Source organism: Nocardioides panacisoli, from assembly GCF_039537325.1.
In the GTDB taxonomy this organism is placed as follows: Bacteria; Actinomycetota; Actinomycetes; order Propionibacteriales; family Nocardioidaceae; genus Nocardioides; species Nocardioides panacisoli.
Map to the genome: position 1 here is coordinate 141,559 of NZ_BAABAH010000003.1, position 18,618 is coordinate 160,176.

The following is an 18,618-nucleotide window of genomic DNA, read 5'->3' on the forward strand; positions in this document are numbered from 1 at the left end:
GTCAGGCGGGCAGGAGTCGGCGGCCAGAGATGTCGTGTGGGGTGATTCGGATATGGAGCGTGCGCTGGCCCTCCGCCCATGTGTGCGGGCGGTCTTCGTCTGCTGGCAGGTCGGTCGGGTCGACGTAGGCCGCCGATCCGCGGACGAGGACGCTCCAGCCGGTCTGGGTGTACTCGTCGAACTCGTCGATCTGGAAGGACGCGGGCGCGGCGCGCAGGCGACTTGCGAGCATGGAGTGTGGGGAGGTTTGGATCAGGATGGTGCCCTGGTCGAGCGCGTAGTTGACCGGCAGCACGACTGGCCCGAGGTCGTCGCAGTACGCCACCCTTCCGACCTGGTGTTCGCCCAGGAGCTCAAGGCACTCTGCCTCGCCGAGCTCTTTGAGGTGACTGGGAAACCATCTCTCGTCGCTGGTCATCGCTCCTCCTGTTGCGTCTCCACCAGGGTCGCGCTGAACGCGTCTCCGGACAACCGTCGAGCCGAACGCAGGCAGTTGCGTAGGTCAGCTTCGCCATCTCAACAAGAGCGCAGCAGCGGTCCTTTGCCGGGGGATGGCGGTCTCGGCCCGCGTTCGTTTGGCTGGACCGTCGGGCCTGTCGGGTTTGCGGTGCGGGTCGTGGAACGACGTCGAGTGGTCGTGCAGCGGCTCCGTGCGCGCGTCCATGTCGGCGCGCCGGATCAGCTCCGAAACCAGGTCGTGGGCATCCGCGATGGTGCTGTCGAGAATCCGTGTGCCGGTCTCCACCTGCCCGGATTCGAAAGACCACTTGGCTGCCGCCATTCCTTGCACCAGTGAGTCGTTGATTTCTATCGCCTCGCGGTGGAGTAGTGCGGCGGCTTCCAGTTTCCGATGCCCCTCTTGTGCCCGGCGTTCCCTGTCTGTTGCGTGCCCGAGGAGCAGGCCCAGCAGCAGAAGCGGCAGCACCCGGGAGGCCCATCCGGTCGGGGTGAGGTGAACGCTCTGGGTCATCGCCCACAGCACGGTGAGGCCGACGGCGATCAGCCCCGCGACCGTGCCGCCCCTCAGACCGAAGGTGGTAGCCACAAGGGCTACGGGCAAGGCGTAGAGCATCGAGTACGCGTCGACTGGGGAGCCGAAGAACATGCGCAGACCGAGCACCCCGGCGAACAAGATCCCTGCGACGGCCAGCGCCAAGGCTGGGTGCCGTCGGAACCAGGGGTCCCGCGGCGTGACCGCTGCCGTTGGCATCAATGGGGCACTCATAACCCACAGGCTGCGTGATCTGCAGGCTCTCGTCTCGGGCCAAAGGTCCTCACTCGAACCGCCGGGCGGCCCCGGACCGTCCTCGCAGTTAGCACCTTCTGAGCAGCACGAGGACTCGTGCCAGGGAATTCTCAGGCTCGAGAGCGTGCTGCCGATAACTCGCCTGGGTGTCCCGCAGAGTCAGCGAAGCACGATCGGAACGCGCGCCCACCCGCCCACCGGCGGTGTCTCCCGGACCGCCGGGCGGTCTGGCGCGGGATCGATCCAGTTGGTTCTGCCCATGAGCTCCTCGAGCATCACGCGCAGTTCCATGAGCGTCAGCGCCCGGCCGGGACAGACATGGGACCCGATGCCGAAGACCAGGTTCGCGTCGGCATTCCTTTCTGGGTCGTAGCGATCGGGGTCGCCGAAGACCAGCGGGTCCCGATTGGCCGCGGTCCAGTTCAGTAGAAGCTGTTCGCCCTTCGCTATCTCCGCGCCGCCAAGGTTGACGGCTCGGGTGGCGACGCGACGGTTGGACACGAACGGGTCGTCAATGCGGAGGATCTCCTCCGCGGCTGCGGCCAGGGCCGCGCGATCACCCGCCTCGACGAGCGTCCGCACCTCTCGCTGGATGTGCGGGTTCGTCGCGAGGAAGTGGACGATGACCCCGACCGAGGTCGCCAATGATCCGAGGTCTCCCGCGGTCCAGTTCCGCACGATGGAGACGATCTCCTCGGTGGTCAGTAGCCGACCTTCCACGGTGTCGTTGAGCAGTTCGCTGGTGACATCGGTGATCGGTGTGCCGCGCCTGGTCTCGAGCAGTGCGCGGATCATCTGCTCGAACCGCTCGGCCACTTCCACAGTCCTGTCGCGGTTTCCGGACCTCGTGGCGGCGTGGTTGTCGCGGATCCACGCGACCAGCTCTTCCTCCAGATCTGCGGGCCAGCCGAGCCAGGTGGATTGCGAGCGCACCGCGTACGGCGTCCCGATCTGGGCGATGGTCTTCACGGTCACCCCACGGGGCAGGGCGTCGATGATGACAGCGGCGTGCGCTCGACATTGCGGCTCTTCCCGCGCCACGCGCTCCTCTGTCAGGTACCGGTCGACCACGGCGCGGAAGGCGGCATGGTCGGTGCCATCGAGGCTGTTGGGGATGGCTCGACGGGCACTGACGTTGCTGGAGAACGCCGCCGCGTCGGTCGCGGCTGCGACAACCTCTGCATGTCTCAGCGCCACCCAGTTGCCCTCCTGGCGGGCTACCGCGCATCTGGCGCGCAGCGCGTCGTGGGTGGATCGCTGGTCATCCCAACTGTGGCCACTGTCGATCTCGGCGGGGTCTCCCATGCTCGTCCGTCTCAGTCCGCGGCTTGACGTGACAGAACCCGCGACTGGCCACGTGATGCGACGTCCTCGTCTGAGCAGAACCCCGTCCGGCTGCGCTTGAGACACATCAGCCCGAGCAGGGTGCCGTCGTGGTCGACCACGGCCAGCCGCCGCAGGCCACGTGCAATCAGAAGCTCTCGGGCGGCGTCGGCAGACATCGCCGAGGGCACGGTCCGATTCCGCAGAGTCGACCACGGCAGTGCGGGGCCACTCCCCTCGACGCTCCTCTGGTCGCTTCTCTGGATGGGGGGCGGCAGGTCGGCTCGCACCAGGGTGCCGACCAAGGTGCTGCCCTGGCTCAGCAGCACCATGTGGACATGGTCGTTGGCGAGGGCGACGCGTGCTTCGTCGACGGTGGCCTGGGCATCGAGGACCTTTGGACGACGGAGCATGACGTCGCCCACGCGGGGGTCCGGCCGGCCGGGCGTCAGCGCGTCATCGACGCGTTCGGTCAGTGAGGCTGATGTCGGGCCGTTCATTGGGAGATGCGGTCCCAACCGCGTCGGGGTCGGTGGCTACCGAGCTGGTCGTCACGGCTGCGGTAGACGATGTAGGGCCGCGTCACGTAACCCAGCGGTGCGCTGAACACGTGCACGAGGCGAGTGAACGGCCACAGCGCGAACAGCCCGAAGGCCACCAGCGCGTGCAGCTGGAATCCGAGCGGGGCGTCGGCCATCAGCGACGCGTCGGGCGAAAAGGCGAGGAACGAGCGGTACCAGACCGAGACGCCCTCGCGATAGTTGTACTCCCCGCCGATGGTCATGATCGAACCGGCGATGGTGTTCCACATGCCCAGCACGATCACCACGGCCAGGAAGGCATACATGACCTTGTCCATCACGGTGGTCGCGGAGAAGACGGGGCCGACGGTACGGCGCCGGTAGATCAGGATGACCATGCCGACCACCGCCATGATGCCGGCCAGCAGGCCGCCGGTGACGGCCACCACGTGGTAGGCCTCGTGGCTGATGCCGACCGCGTCGGTCCACGACTGAGGTACCAGCAGCCCGATGATGTGCCCGCCGACGACGCCGAGCATGCCGAAGTGGAACAAGGGACTGCCGATCCGCAGCAGCTTGTTCTCATAGAGCTGGGAGGAGCGGGTGGTCCAACCGAACTTGTCGTAGCGGTAGCGCCAGAAATGTCCAACGACAAAGGTGGTCAGGCAGAGGTAGGGGACGATCACCCACAAGAAGGTGTCCATGGTCAGCGGGCTCCCCTCGGGTGGGCTGGGAACGAGGGCATCGGCAGCGGGATCGGCGAGCCGGGCACGGCCGGTCCCGGGTCGAAGCCGGGGGTGGCGTACGGCGTCAGGCCGACCTCCTCCTCCGGCGGGCCCTCGGCGGCGAGCCGGCGGACCGCCTCGACCTCGTCGCCGCGCAGCGGTGGCAGCGTCGCGGTCACGGATTCGACGACGCCGGCCCAGGGTGACCTGAGGTCGCGCAGCGACATCCGCAGCAGCTCCAGCCCGGCTCGGTGGTCGAGCATCAATTGCCGCCCGGTGGACTGGTCGCCGGTGGCGGCGAACTCCAGCACCACGCACAGGTGGTCGGGCAGCTCCTCGTCGGTCACCTCGAAACCGGCAGCGAGGTAGGCCTGCTTGAACCGCAGTAGCGCCATCCCGCGCTTGCGGGTGTCGCCGTGCGCGAAGTAGGTGAGGAACAGGTTGCACCGCCGCCGGGTGTCGAAGGTCTCGACATACTCCGCCTGCAGGTCGGCCAACGGCGTGCGCTCCACGTGGTCGGCGAACCCGCGGAGCGGGTCACCGAGCCGGTCGGGCAGCTCCCGCGACGCCGAGCGGACCAGCGCCACGTGGTCGAGCAGCTCCTCGGAGGGGTAGTCGAGCAGCAGGGAGGCGGCCTGCCAGGCGATCGTGAGCTGCTCGGCGCTGAGGGCCGCCTGCTGACGAGACCGCGTGGCCGCGCCCCTCACTGCTCGCCTCCCTGCCCGTGACCCTGCCCGTTGTGCTGCTCGGCGTCCTTGGGCGGGAACAGCCCGGGCGGTGCGCCCTTGCCGTCCCAGTTGAGCAGGTTGACCCGGGCGTTTTTGTCGGCCGGCGAGGCGATCGTGTCGGAGGTCTGCCGGTCCTGGAGCATCCGGAAGTTCTCGACCGCGAGCGGGGTCTGACTGCCGGAGCCCTCACCGAAGATCTCGGGGTTGCCCCCGCCGTACTCCGACACCGAGCACTCGGTGGCGATCTCCTCCAGCGAGTGCGCCTGCTCGGCGTGCGCCGGAGGGATCACGTAACGCTCGTCGTACTTGGCGATCGCGAGCAGGCGGTACATGTCGTACATCTCCTCCTCGCTCATCCCGACGGCCGCGGGGATGGAGGCGTCGGGGTCGCGACCCATGTTGATGTCGCGCATGTAGGAGCGCATCGCGGCGAGCTTCTTGAGCACCCCATCGACCGGGAACGTGTCACCGGCTGTGAACAGCTCGGCGAGGTACTCGACCGGGATCCGCAGAGCGTCGATCGCCGCGAACAGGTTGCCGGTGTCCTCGGCATCCTCACCAGTGTCGCGCACCACGTCGATCACCGGCGACAGAGGCGGGATGTACCAGACCATCGGCATCGTGCGGTACTCCGGGTGCAACGGCAGCGCGACCTTGAAGACGTTGATCAGCGCGTGGATCGGTGACCGTTGGGCGGCGTCGATCCAGTCCCGTGGGATGCCGTCGCGCTCGGCGGCGCGAACGACCTCGGGGTCGTTCGGGTCCAGCAGCACCGAGCGCTGGGCCTCGTAGAGGTCGTGGTCGTCGGCCACCGAGGCCGCCTCGAGCACCCGGTCGGCGTCGTAGAGGATCAGGCCGATGTAGCGCAGCCTGCCGACGCAGGTCTCCGCGCAGACGGTCGGCAGTCCGACCTCGATGCGCGGGAAGCAGAATGTGCACTTCTCGGCCTTGCCGGTGCGATGGTTGAAGTAGACCTTCTTGTAGGGGCAGCCGGACACGCACATTCGCCAGCCCCGGCACCGGTCCTGGTCGACCAGAACGATGCCGTCCTCGGCGCGCTTGTAGATCGCCCCGGAGGGGCACGACGCGGCGCACGAGGGGTTGAGGCAGTGCTCGCAGATCCGGGGCAGGTAGAACATGAAGGTCTGCTCGAACTCGAACTTCACCTTCTCCGCGATCTTGGCCAGCATCGGGTCGTGCTTCTCGGTCGCGGCCGACCCGCCGAGGTTGTCATCCCAGTTCGAGGACCACTCGATCTTCATGTCCTTGCCCGAGATCAGCGACTTCGGCCGCGCGACCGGGGTGTGCTCCTGGGCCGGTGCGTCGGTCAGCGTGGCGTAGTCGTAGGTCCAGGGCTCGTAGTAGTCCTTGATCGACGGCAGCTTGGGATTGGAGAAGATGGTGGCGAGCTTCTTCCACCGCCCGCCAGCCCTGAGGGTGAGCCGGCCGCGCTTGTTGAGCGCCCAGCCGCCCTGCCACTCCTCCTGGTCCTCGTAGCGGCGCGGGTAGCCCTGACCGGGCCGGGTCTCGACGTTGTTGAACCAGACGTACTCAGTGCCGGTCCGGTTGGTCCACGCCTGCTTGCAGGTCACCGAGCAGGTGTGGCAGCCGATGCACTTGTCGAGGTTCATCACCATCGCCATCTGGGCCATGACCTTCATCAGTAGGTCACCTCCTGCGAACGCTTGCGGATGACGGTGACCTCGTCGCGCTGGTTGCCGGTGGGGCCGAGGTAGTTGAACGCGAAGGACAGCTGGGCGTAGCCGCCGATCAGGTGGCTGGGCTTGACCAGGATCCGAGTCAGCGAGTTGTGGATGCCGCCGCGCTTGCCTGAGGTCTCGGCGATCGGTACGTCGATGAGTCGGTCCTGGGCGTGGTGCATGTAAACGGTCCCCTCCGGCATCCGGTGCGAGACGATCGCGCGGGCGACCACGACTCCGTTGCGGTTGACCGCCTCGATCCAGTCGTTGTCCTCGACGCCGACCTTGGCGGCGTCCTTGTCGCTCATCCAGATTGTCTGGCCGCCGCGGGAGAGCGACAGCATGAACAGGTTGTCCTGGTACTCCGAGTGGATCGACCACTTGTTGTGCGGGGTCAGGTAGCGCACGGTCACCCCCAGCTCCCCCACGTCGCCGACATCCGGCTCGCTGAAGAGCGCGCCCATGTTCAGCGGTGGCCGGTAGACCGGCAGGCCCTCCCCGAGCTCGGTCATCCAGTCGTGGTCGAGGTAGAAGTGCTGCCGCCCGGTCAGCGTGTGCCATGGCTTGAGCCGCTCGACGTTGATGGTGAACGGCGAGTAGCGCCGGCCGCCCGTCTCTGACCCCGACCACTCCGGTGAGGTGATCACCGGCACCGGTGCGGCCTGGGTGTCGGCGAAGGTGATCTGCTTGCCCTCGTGCTCGGCCGCCAGGTCGTGCAGCAGGTGGCCTGTGCGCTTCTCGAGGGTCTTGAAGCCCTGGGTCGCGAGGTGGCCGTTGGTGGTGCCCGATAGCGCGAGGATCGCCTCGCAGGCGTGGATGTCCCGCTTCAGCGACGGACGCCCGTTGGCCGCCCCGCCGCGGACCGCGCCGTTCTTGTGCAGCAGGTAGTCGACGGACGCCGTGACGTCGTAGGCGACACCCTTCGTCAGCGTGCCGAGCTTCTCCATCAGCGGCCCGAGTGCCTGCATCTGCGCGCCGACGGCGGCGTAGTCGCGCTCGACCTCCACGACCTTCGGCATCGTCACCCCGGGGACCGGCTCGCACTCGCCGTGCTTCCAGTCCCGGACCACCCCGTGCGGGTTGGCCATCGCGTCGGGGGTGTCGTGCAGCAGCGGCACCGCCACGACGTCCTTCCGGGTGCCGAGGTGGATCGCGGCGAGCTCGCTGAACTTCGTCGCGATCGTCTGCCAGGCGTCCCAGTCGGTGCGGGTCTGCCACGGCGGCGCGATCGCGGGGTTGAACGAGTGCACGAACGGGTGCATGTCGGTGGTGTTGAGGTCGTGCTTCTCGTACCAGGTCGCGGCAGGCAGCACGACGTCGGAGAAGATCGTGGTGCTGGTCTGCCGGAAGTCCAGCGTGAGCAGCAGGTCGAGCTTCCCCTCGGGTGCCTCCTCGTGCCAGTCGACCTCCTGGGGCCGCTGGCTCTCCGACGCCTCGGTCGCGCGCAGCGAGCTGTCGGTGCCGAGCAGGTGCTTGAGGAAGTACTCGTTGCCCTTGCCCGATGAGCCGAGCAGGTTGGCCCGCCAGATCGCTAGTACCCGCGGGAAGTTCGCGGGCGAGTCCGGGTCCTCCGCGGCGAACCGCAGCTCCCCCGACTTGAGCTGGTCCACGACGTGCTCGGCGACGGGACGACCGGCCTTGGCCGCCTCGTCGGCGAGGTCGAGCGGGTTGCGGTCGAAGGTGGGGTAGGACGGCATCCAGCCCATCCGCGCGCTCTTGGCGATCACGTCGGCGGTGCTCATCCCGGCCAGCAGGCCGGCACCGGTCTTCGCCGAGACCGTGTCCGCGCCGAACGTGTCGTAGCGGAACTGGTCGGTGTGCAGGTACCAGTACGCGGTGTGGATCATCTGCCGCGGCGGCCGCTTCCAGTCCAGGCCGAAGGCGAGCTGCGCCCAGCCGGTGACCGGGCGGCACTTCTCCTGCCCGACGTAGTGCGCCCAGCCGCCGCCGTTGACGCCCTGGCAGCCGGTGAGCGTGGTCAGCCCGAGGAAGCCCCGGTAGATCGTGTCGGAGTGGAACCAGTGGTTGGTCCCTGCCCCCATCAGGATCATCGAGCGGCCCTTGGATTCCTCGGCGTTCTGGGCGAACTCTCGCGCGATGCGGGCCGCCGCGGAGGCGGGGACGCCGGTGATCGCCTCCTGCCAGGCCGGGGTGTACGGCGCCGTCGCGTCCTCGTACGACGTGGCGTAGCCGCCGCCCAGGCCCTCGCGGCCCACGCCGTACTGAGCGAGCATGAGGTCGAAGACCGTGGTCACCAGGGCGTCCCCGACCCGGCGTACCGGGACCTCGCGGGTCAGCGAGCCGGGCGCGCCGTCGACGTTGTCGAACCGGGGCAGCTCGACCAGCGCGGTGTCCGCGCCGGGCGCGAGCAGGGTCAGTCGCGGATCGACGTCACCGAGGTCGAGGTTCCAGCTGCCGACCCCGGCCTCACCGAAACGGTCGCCCAGCGACCCGTTCGGCACGACCAGGCCATCGGTTCGGGCATCGACCAGCACGGTCTTGAAGTGGGCGTTCTCCTCGCCGGCTTGATTGGGCAGGTCGGCGGCGGTGAGGAACTTCCCGGGACGATACGCACCGCCGCCCCCGCCGTTTACGGATTCCAGGGCGACCAGGTACGGCAGGTCGGTGTACTTCTTGGTGTAGTCCGCGAAGTAAGGCGTGGTCTTGTCGACGAAGAACTCCTTGAGCACGACGTGCCCCATCGCCATCGCCAGCGCCCCGTCGGTGCCCGGCTTGATCGCGAGCCACTCGTCGGCGAACTTCACGTTGTCGGCATAGTCGGGCGAGACCACGACCACCTTCTGGCCGCGGTAGCGCGCCTCGGTCATCCAGTGCGCGTCCGGCGTCCGGGTGACCGGCACGTTGGATCCCCACATGATCAGGTAGCCGGCGTCCCACCAGTCGCCGGACTCCGGCACGTCGGTCTGGTCGCCGAAGACCTGCGGAGACGCGACCGGCAGGTCGGCGTACCAGTCGTAGAAGCTCAGCATCGAGCCGCCGATCAGCGAGGTGAACCGGGCTCCGGAGGCGTGGGAGACCATCGACATCGCCGGGATCGGCGAGAACCCGGCGACCCGGTCCGGTCCCCACTTCTGGATCGTGTGGACGTAGGCGGCGGCCACCATCTCGGTCGCTTCCTCCCACGTGGCGCGGACCAGTCCGCCCTTGCCGCGCGCGGACTTGTACGCCTTGGCGCGCAGCGGGTTGTCGACGATGTGCGCCCACGCCTTGACCGGATCACCGTCGTGCTGGGCCTTGGCCTCGCGGTACATCTGCAGCAGCACGCCGCGCACGTAGGGGTAGCGGATCCGCGTGGGCGAGTAGGTGTACCAGGAGAACGCCGCCCCACGGGGACAGCCGCGAGGCTCGTACTCCGGCTTGTCGGGCCCCACCGAGGGGTAGTCGGTCTGCTGGGTCTCCCAGGTGATGATCCCGTCCTTGACGTAGACCTTCCACGAGCAGGACCCGGTGCAGTTGACGCCGTGGGTGGAGCGCACCACCTTGTCGTGGCTCCACCGATCCCGGTAGAAGTCGTCGGCCTGGCGGCCACCCTTCTTGCTCAGCGTCCGCAGGTCGTCGGAGACCGTACCCTTGGTGAAGAAGCGTCGGGTACGCACCAGGGCTTCGCTGATCCCGCCGTGCAGGCCGACATCGCGGTGCCCGTTCTGGTGCCCGTCCTGGTGCCCGTCCTGTTGTCCTTCGGGCTGGACCTCTGTGCTCACTGGCTCATCCTGACGTCGGGGATGGAGGGTCTTCGATGGACGTCACCGAGACGCTGGCGTCGTTTCCGCTGCGGCGGCGTCGTGCGCGCGTTCAGTTCGTCGTACCACGGTCAGGGTCAAGGCCAAGGTCAGCACCGCCGTCACCGACAGCAGCCAGAGGCCGATCGCGTAGGAGTCGGTGCGGCCGTAGACGTAGCCCATGATCAGCGGCGGCACGAACCCACCGAGCCCGCCCGCGGCGCCCACCAGACCGGTCACCCCGCCAACCCGGGAGGGGTCGGTGACCTTCGCGATCAGCGCAAACGTGGCGCCGCTGCCGGACCCGAGGGCGGCGGCCATGGCCAGGAACGCGACCGTGCCGACGTGCTCGAGGAGGGGGTGGGTCGCGGCGACCCCCGCCCCCACCGCCACGATGGCGAACCCGCCGGCGAGCACCGGGACCGGCCCGATCCGGTCAGAGAGCCATCCCCCGACCGGGCGCATGACCACCGCGACCACCACGAACCCGGCCATCCGGTTCGCGGCGTCGGCCGGGGTGAGCGCGTAGTCGGTCTTGAGGTAGGCCGGCAAGTACACCGAGAACGCAACGTATCCGCCGAAGGCGACCGCGTAGAGCGCGCATGCCTGCCAGGTGATCGGAAGCCGTGCGTTGGCCGAGAGCCGGGTCAACAGTGGTGTGGTCGGGACCGTGCGGCCCGGTGCGTCGCGCAGGATGAGCCAGGCGGCGATCGCGTAGACCGCGAGCACGGTCGCGGTGATCAGGAACGGCGCCTTGGAGCCCACGTTGGTGAAGAGCTTCACGGTGGTCAGGGCGCTGATCGCGGTCCCGCCCATGCCCGCGCCGAAGATGCCGATCGCGAGGCCACGGCGCTCCGGGGGAAACCAGGCGTTCACGAACGGCACCCCGACGGCGAACGCGGTGCCGGCGATGCCGAGGAAGAACCCGCCCACCAGCAGTAGCGCGTAGGAGTCAAGAGCGAAGAAGGCGATGAACAGGATCGGGACGATGGTGACGCCCGAGACGATCGGGAACATCACCCGGCCGCCGTACCGATCGGTCAGGGCACCGACCACGATCCGGCCCAGCGAACCGACGATGACGGGCACGGCCACCATGAGTGCGACGTCGGACTCGCTGAGTGTCCCGAGAGTGCCCTTCTCGCGGAACAAGGGCCCGAGCGGGCTGATCAGTGCCCAGGCCCAGAAGTTGACAGCGAACCCGAGGGTCGCCATGGCCAGCATCAGCCACGGCGAGCCGACAGTCTCGCGGGTACGACGATCGGTGGGCGTCGATTCCTCCATCGGTGCCGTCATGATCGCCGTCCTCCCGAGCTCGTCGTGGCTTCCACCCTTGCGGATGTTGCTCGTGTTGCCAATGGTTTCAGTCTCACGCATCGGTGCGCTCCAGGGTGAGTCGCCATGCCTCGGGGCCGCGCTCGCGGTAGGCCACCGCGAAGGCTCCTGGCCAGCGCCGGTTGATCTGGTCGAGCAGCGGCAGCGGGTCATGGGGCGCGACCAGCTCCAGGCCGGCGCCCGGCTGGACGGCTTCCAACGCCCCGAAGATCGTCGCGTGCCGGATCGCGTGTGGGACCGCGCGCACGTCCAGCTCGGGATACCCAGGACCGTCGACCTCACCGCACGAGCAGGCGTGGCCACCGCACCCGGCGCCGACGTTGTCCGCACCCGGGGTGCCGGTCTCGGCCGCCTCGCCGAGCAGCTGGTGCATGCCACCGAGCAGGTCATGCAGCGAGACGCCAGGGGTCGCGGCCAGCAGCGGCACCACCAGGTCGTTCTCCTTGGTCAGGTGGGAGTCGAAGACCTCCCGCAGGGCGGTGGCCGACGCGGCAGCCCGGAGCAGGTCGTCGACCTCTGCCACGTCACGCAGCAACTGGGTCAGAACCTTGTGCTCGCCGAGCATCGCTTCTACGAGCAGCCTCCCTTCGATGGTTGCCTGCGCGGCCGGGTACAGCGCCTGCTCCTCGGCCAGGGCGTGCGGTATCAGTTCGCGCTCGCACCAGTCCACCAGGTCGCGGCGGGCCTGCTCGGCTGCGGCAGGGTCGCGTCCGGAGGCGGTCGTGAACAGTGCCTCGGTGTGCAGGTTCAGGGCGCCGGCCAGTGCGGCGTGGTGCTGCTTGACCGCCTCGGCGGCGTGGGCGTCTGCCTCGTTCGAGGCGATGACGAGTTCGGACATTCTGCGGTCTCCTTGAGTGGCTGCTTTGGCACGTCGACCCTGATTTTATTACACTCCGCTCCGTGGAAAATAATCGGCCCTCTATTCCCTCGCGGATGACGTCGGGTTACGGTCCCCGTCCGGGCGCTGGCCGGGCTCGCGCGCCGCTGTCCAGGTCGCGGGCGGCGTTGCTGGAGACCCTCCGGGCGCAGGCCGAGCCGACGACCCTCGCGGCGCTGGTGGCTATCTCCGGCCTGCATGCCAACACGGTCCGCGAACACCTCGACGCGTTGGTGCGCCAGGGCCTCGCTCGCCGCCACCCCGCGGCGCCGGCTGGACGCGGACGGCCCGCCTGGCTCTATGAGGCCGCCGGAATGGACGCGGCCGCCGCGCCTGAGTACGCCGGGCTCGCCGCGGCGCTGGCAGCGGCGATTCACCGGACCAGCGCATCACCGAGCGAGGACGCGGTCGCCGCCGGACGGGAGTGGGGGCATGAGCTCGCGCGCGAGCGCGGCGCCGGGCCGGCACCGAGTGCGGTCGCGGCCAGGCGGGAGGTGGTCTCGCTGCTCGACGAGGTCGGGTTCGCTCCCCAGGCCGACGCCCGCAGCTCGGTTGTTCGGCTGACCCGTTGCCCGTTGCTGGAGGCGGCCCACCAGTATCCGGATGTCGTCTGCGGCGTGCACCTCGGGCTCGCCCAAGGCGCACTCGAGGAGTACGGCGCGGACCCCGACGGCACCGAGCTGCTGCCGTTCGCGGAGCCCGGCGCCTGCCGCCTGCACCTGATGCGGCGCACCCGATGAGTACCACCACCACCCGCCAGCGCAGCCCCAAGGGCCCTGGTAGCGACCTCGGCGCCGGCCACGCTCCCCGCGTTCATGCGTCGCTGGTGCCCCGGGTCGCGTTGCTGGCTCCCGCCGGGATCGCCCTGCTGGCCGGTCTGGACGCCGCCCTGATCCTCCTTGACCTGCCTGCCCCGGTGCGCGTTGACCGGCTGCCCGAGGTGCACGGCATGCTCATGGTCCTGGGATTCGTGGGCACCCTGATCGCGCTCGAACGAGCCGTTGCCTTGCGTCGCCGCCTCGGCTTCGTCGCCCCCGCGCTGCTCGGCCTGGGCGCCCTGGTGCTGCTCTCGCCGGCACCGCTCGTGGTCGCCCGAGGTCTGCTCGCGGCCGGCGCCGCCGCGCTGGTCGGCCTGTACCTGCCGTTGTGGCGTCGACAGCGCGACGATGCGGTCCTGGTCCAGGCCCTCGGAGCGGTGCTCGCCCTCGGTGCCGCCGTGCTGTGGCTGGGCGGGACCGATGTGCCGGTCCTGGCGCCGTGGCTGGTCGGGTTCGTCGTGCTGACCATCGCCGGTGAGCGGCTCGAGCTCGCCCGGATCGCGATGGGCCCTTCGGCTGGCACCACGCTGGTGCTCCTCGCTTCCGGGCTGCTGGCTGGCATCGTGGCCGCACTGCTGTGGCCGCGACCGGGCGCGGCGCTGCTCGGAGCGGCAATGCTCGTCCTGACCGGATGGCTCGCCGCCCACGACGTCGCCCGACGCACCGTCCACGCCCCGAGCCACAACTCGGGCCGCACGGGAGGGCTCCCCCGCTACATGGCCGGCTGCATGCTGGCCGGGTACTGCTGGCTCGGCGTCGCCGGTGCCATTTGGATGCTCGGCGGTCCGGCGACCGAGGGCGTGCGCCACGACGCGCTGCTGCACGCGGTGTTCCTCGGGTTCACGCTGTCGATGATCATGGCCCACGCTCCGGTGATCCTGCCTGCGGTGCTGCGCCGACCTCTGCCCTACCACCCGGCCCTCATCGCCCCGGCCGTGCTGCTGCACGGCTCCTTGGCGCTGCGGCTGTGGGTGGGCGACGCCCTCGGCAGCCACGGCGCCTGGGTCACCGGCGGCGTGCTCAACATCGCGGCCGTGCTCTCCTTCGTTGCGATCGCTGTGGGATGCGCGGTCCGAGGCACCCGGAGCCCGGCGTGAGCAGTCGTCGCGAGCAGGCCGGTGTCGAGCAGGCGGTCGTGAGCAGGCAGGGCAGCCGTGGCTTTCGGCCGCTGCGCGACCTGCCGGTGCTGGTCTGGTTGGCGGTCACGGTCGTGGTCGCACTCGTGCATCCGTTCGTACCGGCGCCACGCTGGCTGATGATCCATCTGCTCATGCTCGGCGCGGTCAGCCACGCCATCGTGGTCTGGAGCCGGTACTTCACCGACGCGCTGCTGCATTCGGCCGACGAGGACCGCCGCGGCCAGAACCGGCGGCTGTTGCTGCTCAACGGTGGCGTCATCCTCGTGGTGGTCGGCGTCCCCTCCGATGTGTGGCCGCTGACTCTGCTCGGCGCGACCGCGGTCGGCTTCGCGGTCCTGTGGCACGGCTGGACGATCCTGCGTCAGCTGCGTGCGGCCCTGCCGGCCCGGTTCGGACCCTCGGTGCGCTACTACGTGGCCGCGGCCTGCTTCCTGCCCGTCGGCGCCGGCCTCGGCACTGCGCTCGCGCGTGGCCTCGCCGACCCTTGGCACACCCGTCTGGTCGTCGCGCACGCGGCGGTGAACCTGCTCGGCTGGGTCGGTCTCACCGTGGTCGGCACGCTCGTCACCCTGTGGCCGACCATGCTGCGCACCCGGATCGCCGCGGGCGCCGAGCGGGCCGCGGCGCGGGCGCTCCCGGTGCTGGTCTGCTCGGTGCTGGTGACCGCCGGCGGCGCGTCCGCGGGCCTGCGTCCACTCGCCGCGATCGGGATCGCCGGATACGTGAGCGGGCTGCTGTTGACCGCGCCGGCGTTCGTCGACGCGCTGCGTCGCAAACCGCCCACCGAGTTCCCGGCCTGGTCGGTCCTGGCCGGGCTCACCTGGCTGGTCGTCACCCTGGTCACCCTCGGTGCGGGCATCGGCGCCGCGTCCTCCTGGCCTCGTGTCCATGAGGTGTTCGGCTGGCTGACGCCGTTCCTGGCCGCGGGCTTCGCTGCCCAGGTACTCCTCGGCGCCTTGTCCTACCTGGTCCCGGTCGCCCTCGGTGGCGGGCCGACGCCGGTCCGGGCGGCGAACGCGGTCCTGGACCGAGGTGCCCCGCTGCGGCTGGTGGTGACCAACGCCGGCCTGCTGCTGTGCGCACTGCCGGTGCCCAGCACTGTCCGGGTGCTCGCCTCGATCCTCGTCCTGGTCGCCCTCGCCTCCACGCTGCCGTTGCTGCTTCTCGCGGTGCGGGCCTCGCGTTCCGCGAAGGCGCACCCGACGAGTGCCCGAGAGAGCGCGCGAGTTCCGCCCGGTCGGCCTGCTGGCCAGATCTCCGGCCTCGCCGCGACCGGACTCTCCCTCGTGGTGATGGCGGTGGCCGCTGGCGTCGCAGTCGACCCGGCCGCAATCGGCGGCAACACCGCCTCGGCCGCGGCCGGTGTCACCGCAACCGGCGAGACCACCACCGTCGAGGTCGAGGCGCACGACATGCGGTTCACCCCGGCCACCATCTCGGTGCAGGCCGGCAACCGACTGGTGATCGTGCTGACCAACACCGACGAGGAGGACGTGCACGACCTCGTCCTCGAAACCGGCGCCAACAGCGGCCGACTCTCCCCCGGCGAGACCGCACGCGTCGAGGTCGGAGTGGTGGGCCGCGACCTCGACGGCTGGTGCTCGGTCATCGGCCACAAGCAGATGGGCATGGTCCTCACCGTCCACGTCACCGGCGCCGTTAACGCGCCTGCCACGGCGGCCGGGTCGTCCGGGGGTCACGCCGGTCACGAGCACGGGCCAGGCGGGAACGACGGCGACCCGTCCCCCGCCGAGACCGACGAGACCGGCGATACCGAGCCCACCCCGGCTACGGACAACCTGGATCTGATGGCCGATCCGTCGCCGGGTTGGGCGGCGCGCGACGCTGCCTTGCCGCCGTTGCCGGCGGTGTCGAGTAGCCGGGTGCACCGGCGTACGTTCGTGGTCCGAGACGTCGTACGCGAGGTCGCGCCGGGGGTCACCCAGCGACTGTGGACCTACGGCGGCACCGCCCCGGGTCCGGTGCTGCACGGGCGGGTCGGGGACCGGTTCGAGATCACCTTGACCAACGACGGGTCGATCGGCCACTCGATCGACTTCCACGCCGGAGCACTCGCCCCGCAGCGCCCGATGCGCACCCTCGCACCCGGTCAGTCACTGACCTACCGGTTCCGCGCCACCCGCGCGGGGGTGTGGATGTACCACTGCTCCACCATGCCGATGTCGGCCCACATCGCCAACGGCCTCTTCGGCGCGGTCGTCATCGAGCCACCACACCTGCCTCGAGTGGACCGCAGCTACCTGCTCGTGCAGTCCGAGCTGTACCTCGGCAACCAGGGCGGGGAGGTCGACGTCACCAAGCTGGCCGCCGAGGACCCAGACCTGGTCGTGTTCAACGGCTTCGCCAACCAGTACGACCACGCCCCCCTGACCGCGCGGGTCGGGGAGCGGGTCCGGGTGTGGGTCCTCGACGCCGGCCCCAACCGGCCAACCTCGTTCCACGTGGTCGGCGGCCAGTTCGACACCACCTACGCCGAGGGCACCTACCTCCTGCGACGCGGGCACGGCGGGGCCCAGAGCCTCGGACTGCAGGCCGCCCAAGGTGGGTTCGTCGAGCTCACCTTCCCTGAACCCGGTGACTACCCGTTCGTCTCGCACTTGATGATCGACGCCGAACGCGGCGCGCACGGGCTGTTCCGGGTCACCCCTTGATCTTGGGCTCAAGCGGAGGCAGGTGCGGGCCGGTGGGAGCGATGACGGTTTGGAACAAGTGCACAAGCATGATCGCGAAGACCAGGACGCACGCAGGGAACGCCACCCAGAGCTCGGCGCGTCCCACTGCCTCCACCACCGGCAGGTGGTCGGCCCGGCCCAGGTAGATCCCGGCAACGGCGTACATGCCGAGCGGGAAGATGATGCTCCACAGCGTCGCCTCGTACCGCAGCGGTACCCGGCGCCGGACGTGACGCCACCAGCCAGCGGCGACCAGCACCGGGATCAACCATGTTGCGAACGCCCAGAACACCACGGCCAGTCCCGCGATCAGGTCACGAGTCACCGCGACCATCGGCGCATCGGCCATCTCCACGATCCGGGCGCCGGCCAGCACAGTGATGGCCAGGGCGCCCATCGAGACCCAGTACGGCGGGGTCAGCTCCTCGGGGCCGAACTCGTAGAGCATCAGCCGCAGCGAGACCAGTATCCCGGTCGCGCCGTACAGGAATACTCCGACCGACCACGACATGATCGCCAGCACCGCGAGCTCGCGTCGCACGGGGTCGAAGACCGGTTCGATGGTGGCCGCCGCCACCGCGACGGACTGGCTGGCCACCACCCAGATGAACCAGGTGCCGTTGGCGGTAGCCAGCACGGGGCGTTCTTGGCGACCCAGCACGGCGGTCCAGGGCACCACGTAGCCGAGAGCCAGCCAGGCGACACCCGCGAGGACGAGCAGCACCGCGGTCGCCTCGTGGAAGCCAGCAATCCCCAGTCGGACCCCGAGGACATTGGTGCCGGCAACGAACGTGAAGAACCCGAACCCCCGGCGCGGATCGGTGAAGTCCTCGACCACCGCGCTCCGGTAGGCGACCAGCCGCCAGCCGGTCAACGCCAACAGCACAACGAACGCTGAGCAGCACACCCCTAACAGCACCGCGGACAGGATGTCGAAGCGCTCAAGGTGCATCCCGACGGACAGGATTCCCGTGGCCATCACCAGCGCGAAGTAGCCAGGCGTCAGCCCCTCGACAGCCCGGCCGACGCGATCACGGAGTCCTTCAGCCACGCTCGGAGTTTCGCACGCAGGGGTGCTCGCTGATTCGGGATTACGCTCCGCACTAGCCGCGACATGCGAGACGAACGACCGCGGGACGTGCGTTCATCCCAGTCATGTGGCGTCCTCGGAAATCACCGAGGAGCGGACCAGGTCGGCGAGACTGAAGACCTTCGGGCTCGAGTCGGGCGGTCGGCACGGAAGGCGCCACGAGTGTGAAGTCATCGGATTCGCACGGCTACGGTCAGAAGAACGACCGAGTCTTCGACCGCTTCAAGTGCGTGTCGGGAGTCGGGGATGACGATGAGATCACCGGGTGATCCGTTCCATCGGTTCTCCCCGGCCACCAGAGTGACGCGACCGTGGAGAACCTGAAGGGTGGCTTCGCCAGGGCCTTCGTGCTCGTCGAGGTCGCTCCCCGCTCGGAGGGCGATGAGCGTTTGGCGCAGTACACGTTCGTGGCCCCCATAGATCGTGTGAGCGCTGCGACCGCTGGACGAAGTCGAGGCCGTCTCAAGATGGTGACGAACAAGTGCCGTCAGCGACTCCTTTTGCATGGGGATCTCCTCGTTGCTGAATGCCTCGGGTCTACTACGAGCTGTGGTCACGCCGGCGGCGGGTCTTGTCGAGGTCGCTCTCGGCGCCTGCTCGGCGGAGCTTCCGTGACACATCGTCGGCACCCAACACGTCGCTAGTCTCGCCGACGAGTCAGCGGACCTGGCTCAGGTCGCAGC

General features: G+C 69.3%; 14 protein-coding genes and 2 pseudogenes. 3 read left to right on the plus strand and 13 right to left on the minus strand.

What is annotated here, in order from left to right:
- Nucleotide 1: 1 nt before the first annotated feature.
- From ABD709_RS06055 to ABD709_RS21425, 11 genes and pseudogenes are all read right to left on the minus strand, one after another.
- Nucleotides 2–418 carry a pyridoxamine 5'-phosphate oxidase family protein gene (locus ABD709_RS06055; RefSeq protein ID WP_344773340.1) on the minus strand — a complete coding sequence of 139 codons (417 nt, stop codon included), beginning with the start codon at nt 416–418 and terminating at the stop codon, nt 2–4.
- Between the two features lie 84 nt (nt 419–502).
- Nucleotides 503–1,156, minus strand: a complete 654-nt coding sequence (locus ABD709_RS06060; RefSeq protein ID WP_344773342.1) for a hypothetical protein — start codon at nt 1,154–1,156, stop codon at nt 503–505.
- 249 nt (nt 1,157–1,405) lie between these two features.
- Nucleotides 1,406–2,551, minus strand: coding sequence for a cytochrome P450 (locus ABD709_RS06065; protein WP_344773344.1), 1,146 nt, complete (start codon nt 2,549–2,551; stop codon nt 1,406–1,408).
- Between the two features lie 11 nt (nt 2,552–2,562).
- The gene (locus tag ABD709_RS06070; RefSeq protein WP_344773346.1) at nt 2,563–3,069 is read right to left on the minus strand and encodes a CBS domain-containing protein; all 507 of its coding nucleotides are present in this window, start codon (nt 3,067–3,069) and stop codon (nt 2,563–2,565) included.
- Nucleotides 3,066–3,794 (minus strand): respiratory nitrate reductase subunit gamma, encoded by a 729-nt coding sequence (gene narI, locus ABD709_RS06075; protein WP_344773348.1) that lies wholly within the window; start codon nt 3,792–3,794, stop codon nt 3,066–3,068. Before narI ends, ABD709_RS06070 begins: the two co-directional genes overlap by 4 nt.
- 2 nt (nt 3,795–3,796) lie before the next feature.
- Complete coding sequence (gene narJ, locus ABD709_RS06080) at nt 3,797–4,522, minus strand: nitrate reductase molybdenum cofactor assembly chaperone (RefSeq protein ID WP_344773350.1); 726 nt, start codon at nt 4,520–4,522, stop codon at nt 3,797–3,799.
- On the minus strand, nt 4,519–6,204 hold the full coding sequence (gene narH / locus ABD709_RS06085; protein ID WP_344773352.1) for a nitrate reductase subunit beta: 1,686 nt from the start codon (nt 6,202–6,204) through the stop codon (nt 4,519–4,521). The genes narJ and narH overlap by 4 nt, the downstream gene beginning before the upstream one ends.
- Complete coding sequence (locus ABD709_RS06090; protein ID WP_344773861.1) at nt 6,204–9,887, minus strand: nitrate reductase subunit alpha; 3,684 nt, start codon at nt 9,885–9,887, stop codon at nt 6,204–6,206. The genes narH and ABD709_RS06090 overlap by 1 nt, the downstream gene beginning before the upstream one ends.
- A gap of 120 nt (nt 9,888–10,007) precedes the next feature.
- Nucleotides 10,008–11,279 carry a nitrate/nitrite transporter gene (locus tag ABD709_RS06095; protein WP_344773354.1) on the minus strand — a complete coding sequence of 424 codons (1,272 nt, stop codon included), beginning with the start codon at nt 11,277–11,279 and terminating at the stop codon, nt 10,008–10,010.
- Nucleotides 11,280–11,352: 73 nt separating this feature from the next.
- Nucleotides 11,353–11,616 (minus strand): annotated as a pseudogene (locus tag ABD709_RS21420) (DUF2249 domain-containing protein); the annotation flags it as partial.
- Between the two features lie 129 nt (nt 11,617–11,745).
- Nucleotides 11,746–12,156: pseudogene (locus tag ABD709_RS21425) on the minus strand (hemerythrin domain-containing protein); the annotation flags it as partial.
- 167 nt (nt 12,157–12,323) lie between these two features.
- Between ABD709_RS21425 and ABD709_RS06105 the strand changes: the two are divergent.
- From ABD709_RS06105 to ABD709_RS06115, 3 genes are read left to right on the plus strand one after another with little or no spacing between them, the layout of a single operon-like run.
- The gene (locus tag ABD709_RS06105) at nt 12,324–12,935 is read left to right on the plus strand and encodes a helix-turn-helix transcriptional regulator (RefSeq protein ID WP_298509924.1); all 612 of its coding nucleotides are present in this window, start codon (nt 12,324–12,326) and stop codon (nt 12,933–12,935) included.
- Nucleotides 12,932–14,110 (plus strand): hypothetical protein, encoded by a 1,179-nt coding sequence (locus ABD709_RS06110; RefSeq protein WP_344773360.1) that lies wholly within the window; start codon nt 12,932–12,934, stop codon nt 14,108–14,110. Before ABD709_RS06105 ends, ABD709_RS06110 begins: the two co-directional genes overlap by 4 nt.
- Nucleotides 14,107–16,824, plus strand: a complete 2,718-nt coding sequence (locus tag ABD709_RS06115; RefSeq protein WP_344773362.1) for a multicopper oxidase domain-containing protein — start codon at nt 14,107–14,109, stop codon at nt 16,822–16,824. The genes ABD709_RS06110 and ABD709_RS06115 overlap by 4 nt, the downstream gene beginning before the upstream one ends.
- Here ABD709_RS06115 and ABD709_RS06120 read toward each other — a convergent pair.
- Entirely contained in the window at nt 16,814–17,896 is a 1,083-nt protein-coding gene (locus ABD709_RS06120) for a tellurite resistance/C4-dicarboxylate transporter family protein (protein ID WP_298509919.1), read from the minus strand. The two genes, ABD709_RS06115 and ABD709_RS06120, sit on opposite strands and share 11 nt — an antisense overlap.
- A gap of 209 nt (nt 17,897–18,105) precedes the next feature.
- Nucleotides 18,106–18,441 carry a cupin domain-containing protein gene (locus tag ABD709_RS06125; protein WP_344773365.1) on the minus strand — a complete coding sequence of 112 codons (336 nt, stop codon included), beginning with the start codon at nt 18,439–18,441 and terminating at the stop codon, nt 18,106–18,108.
- Between the last annotated feature and the right edge of the window lie 177 nt (nt 18,442–18,618).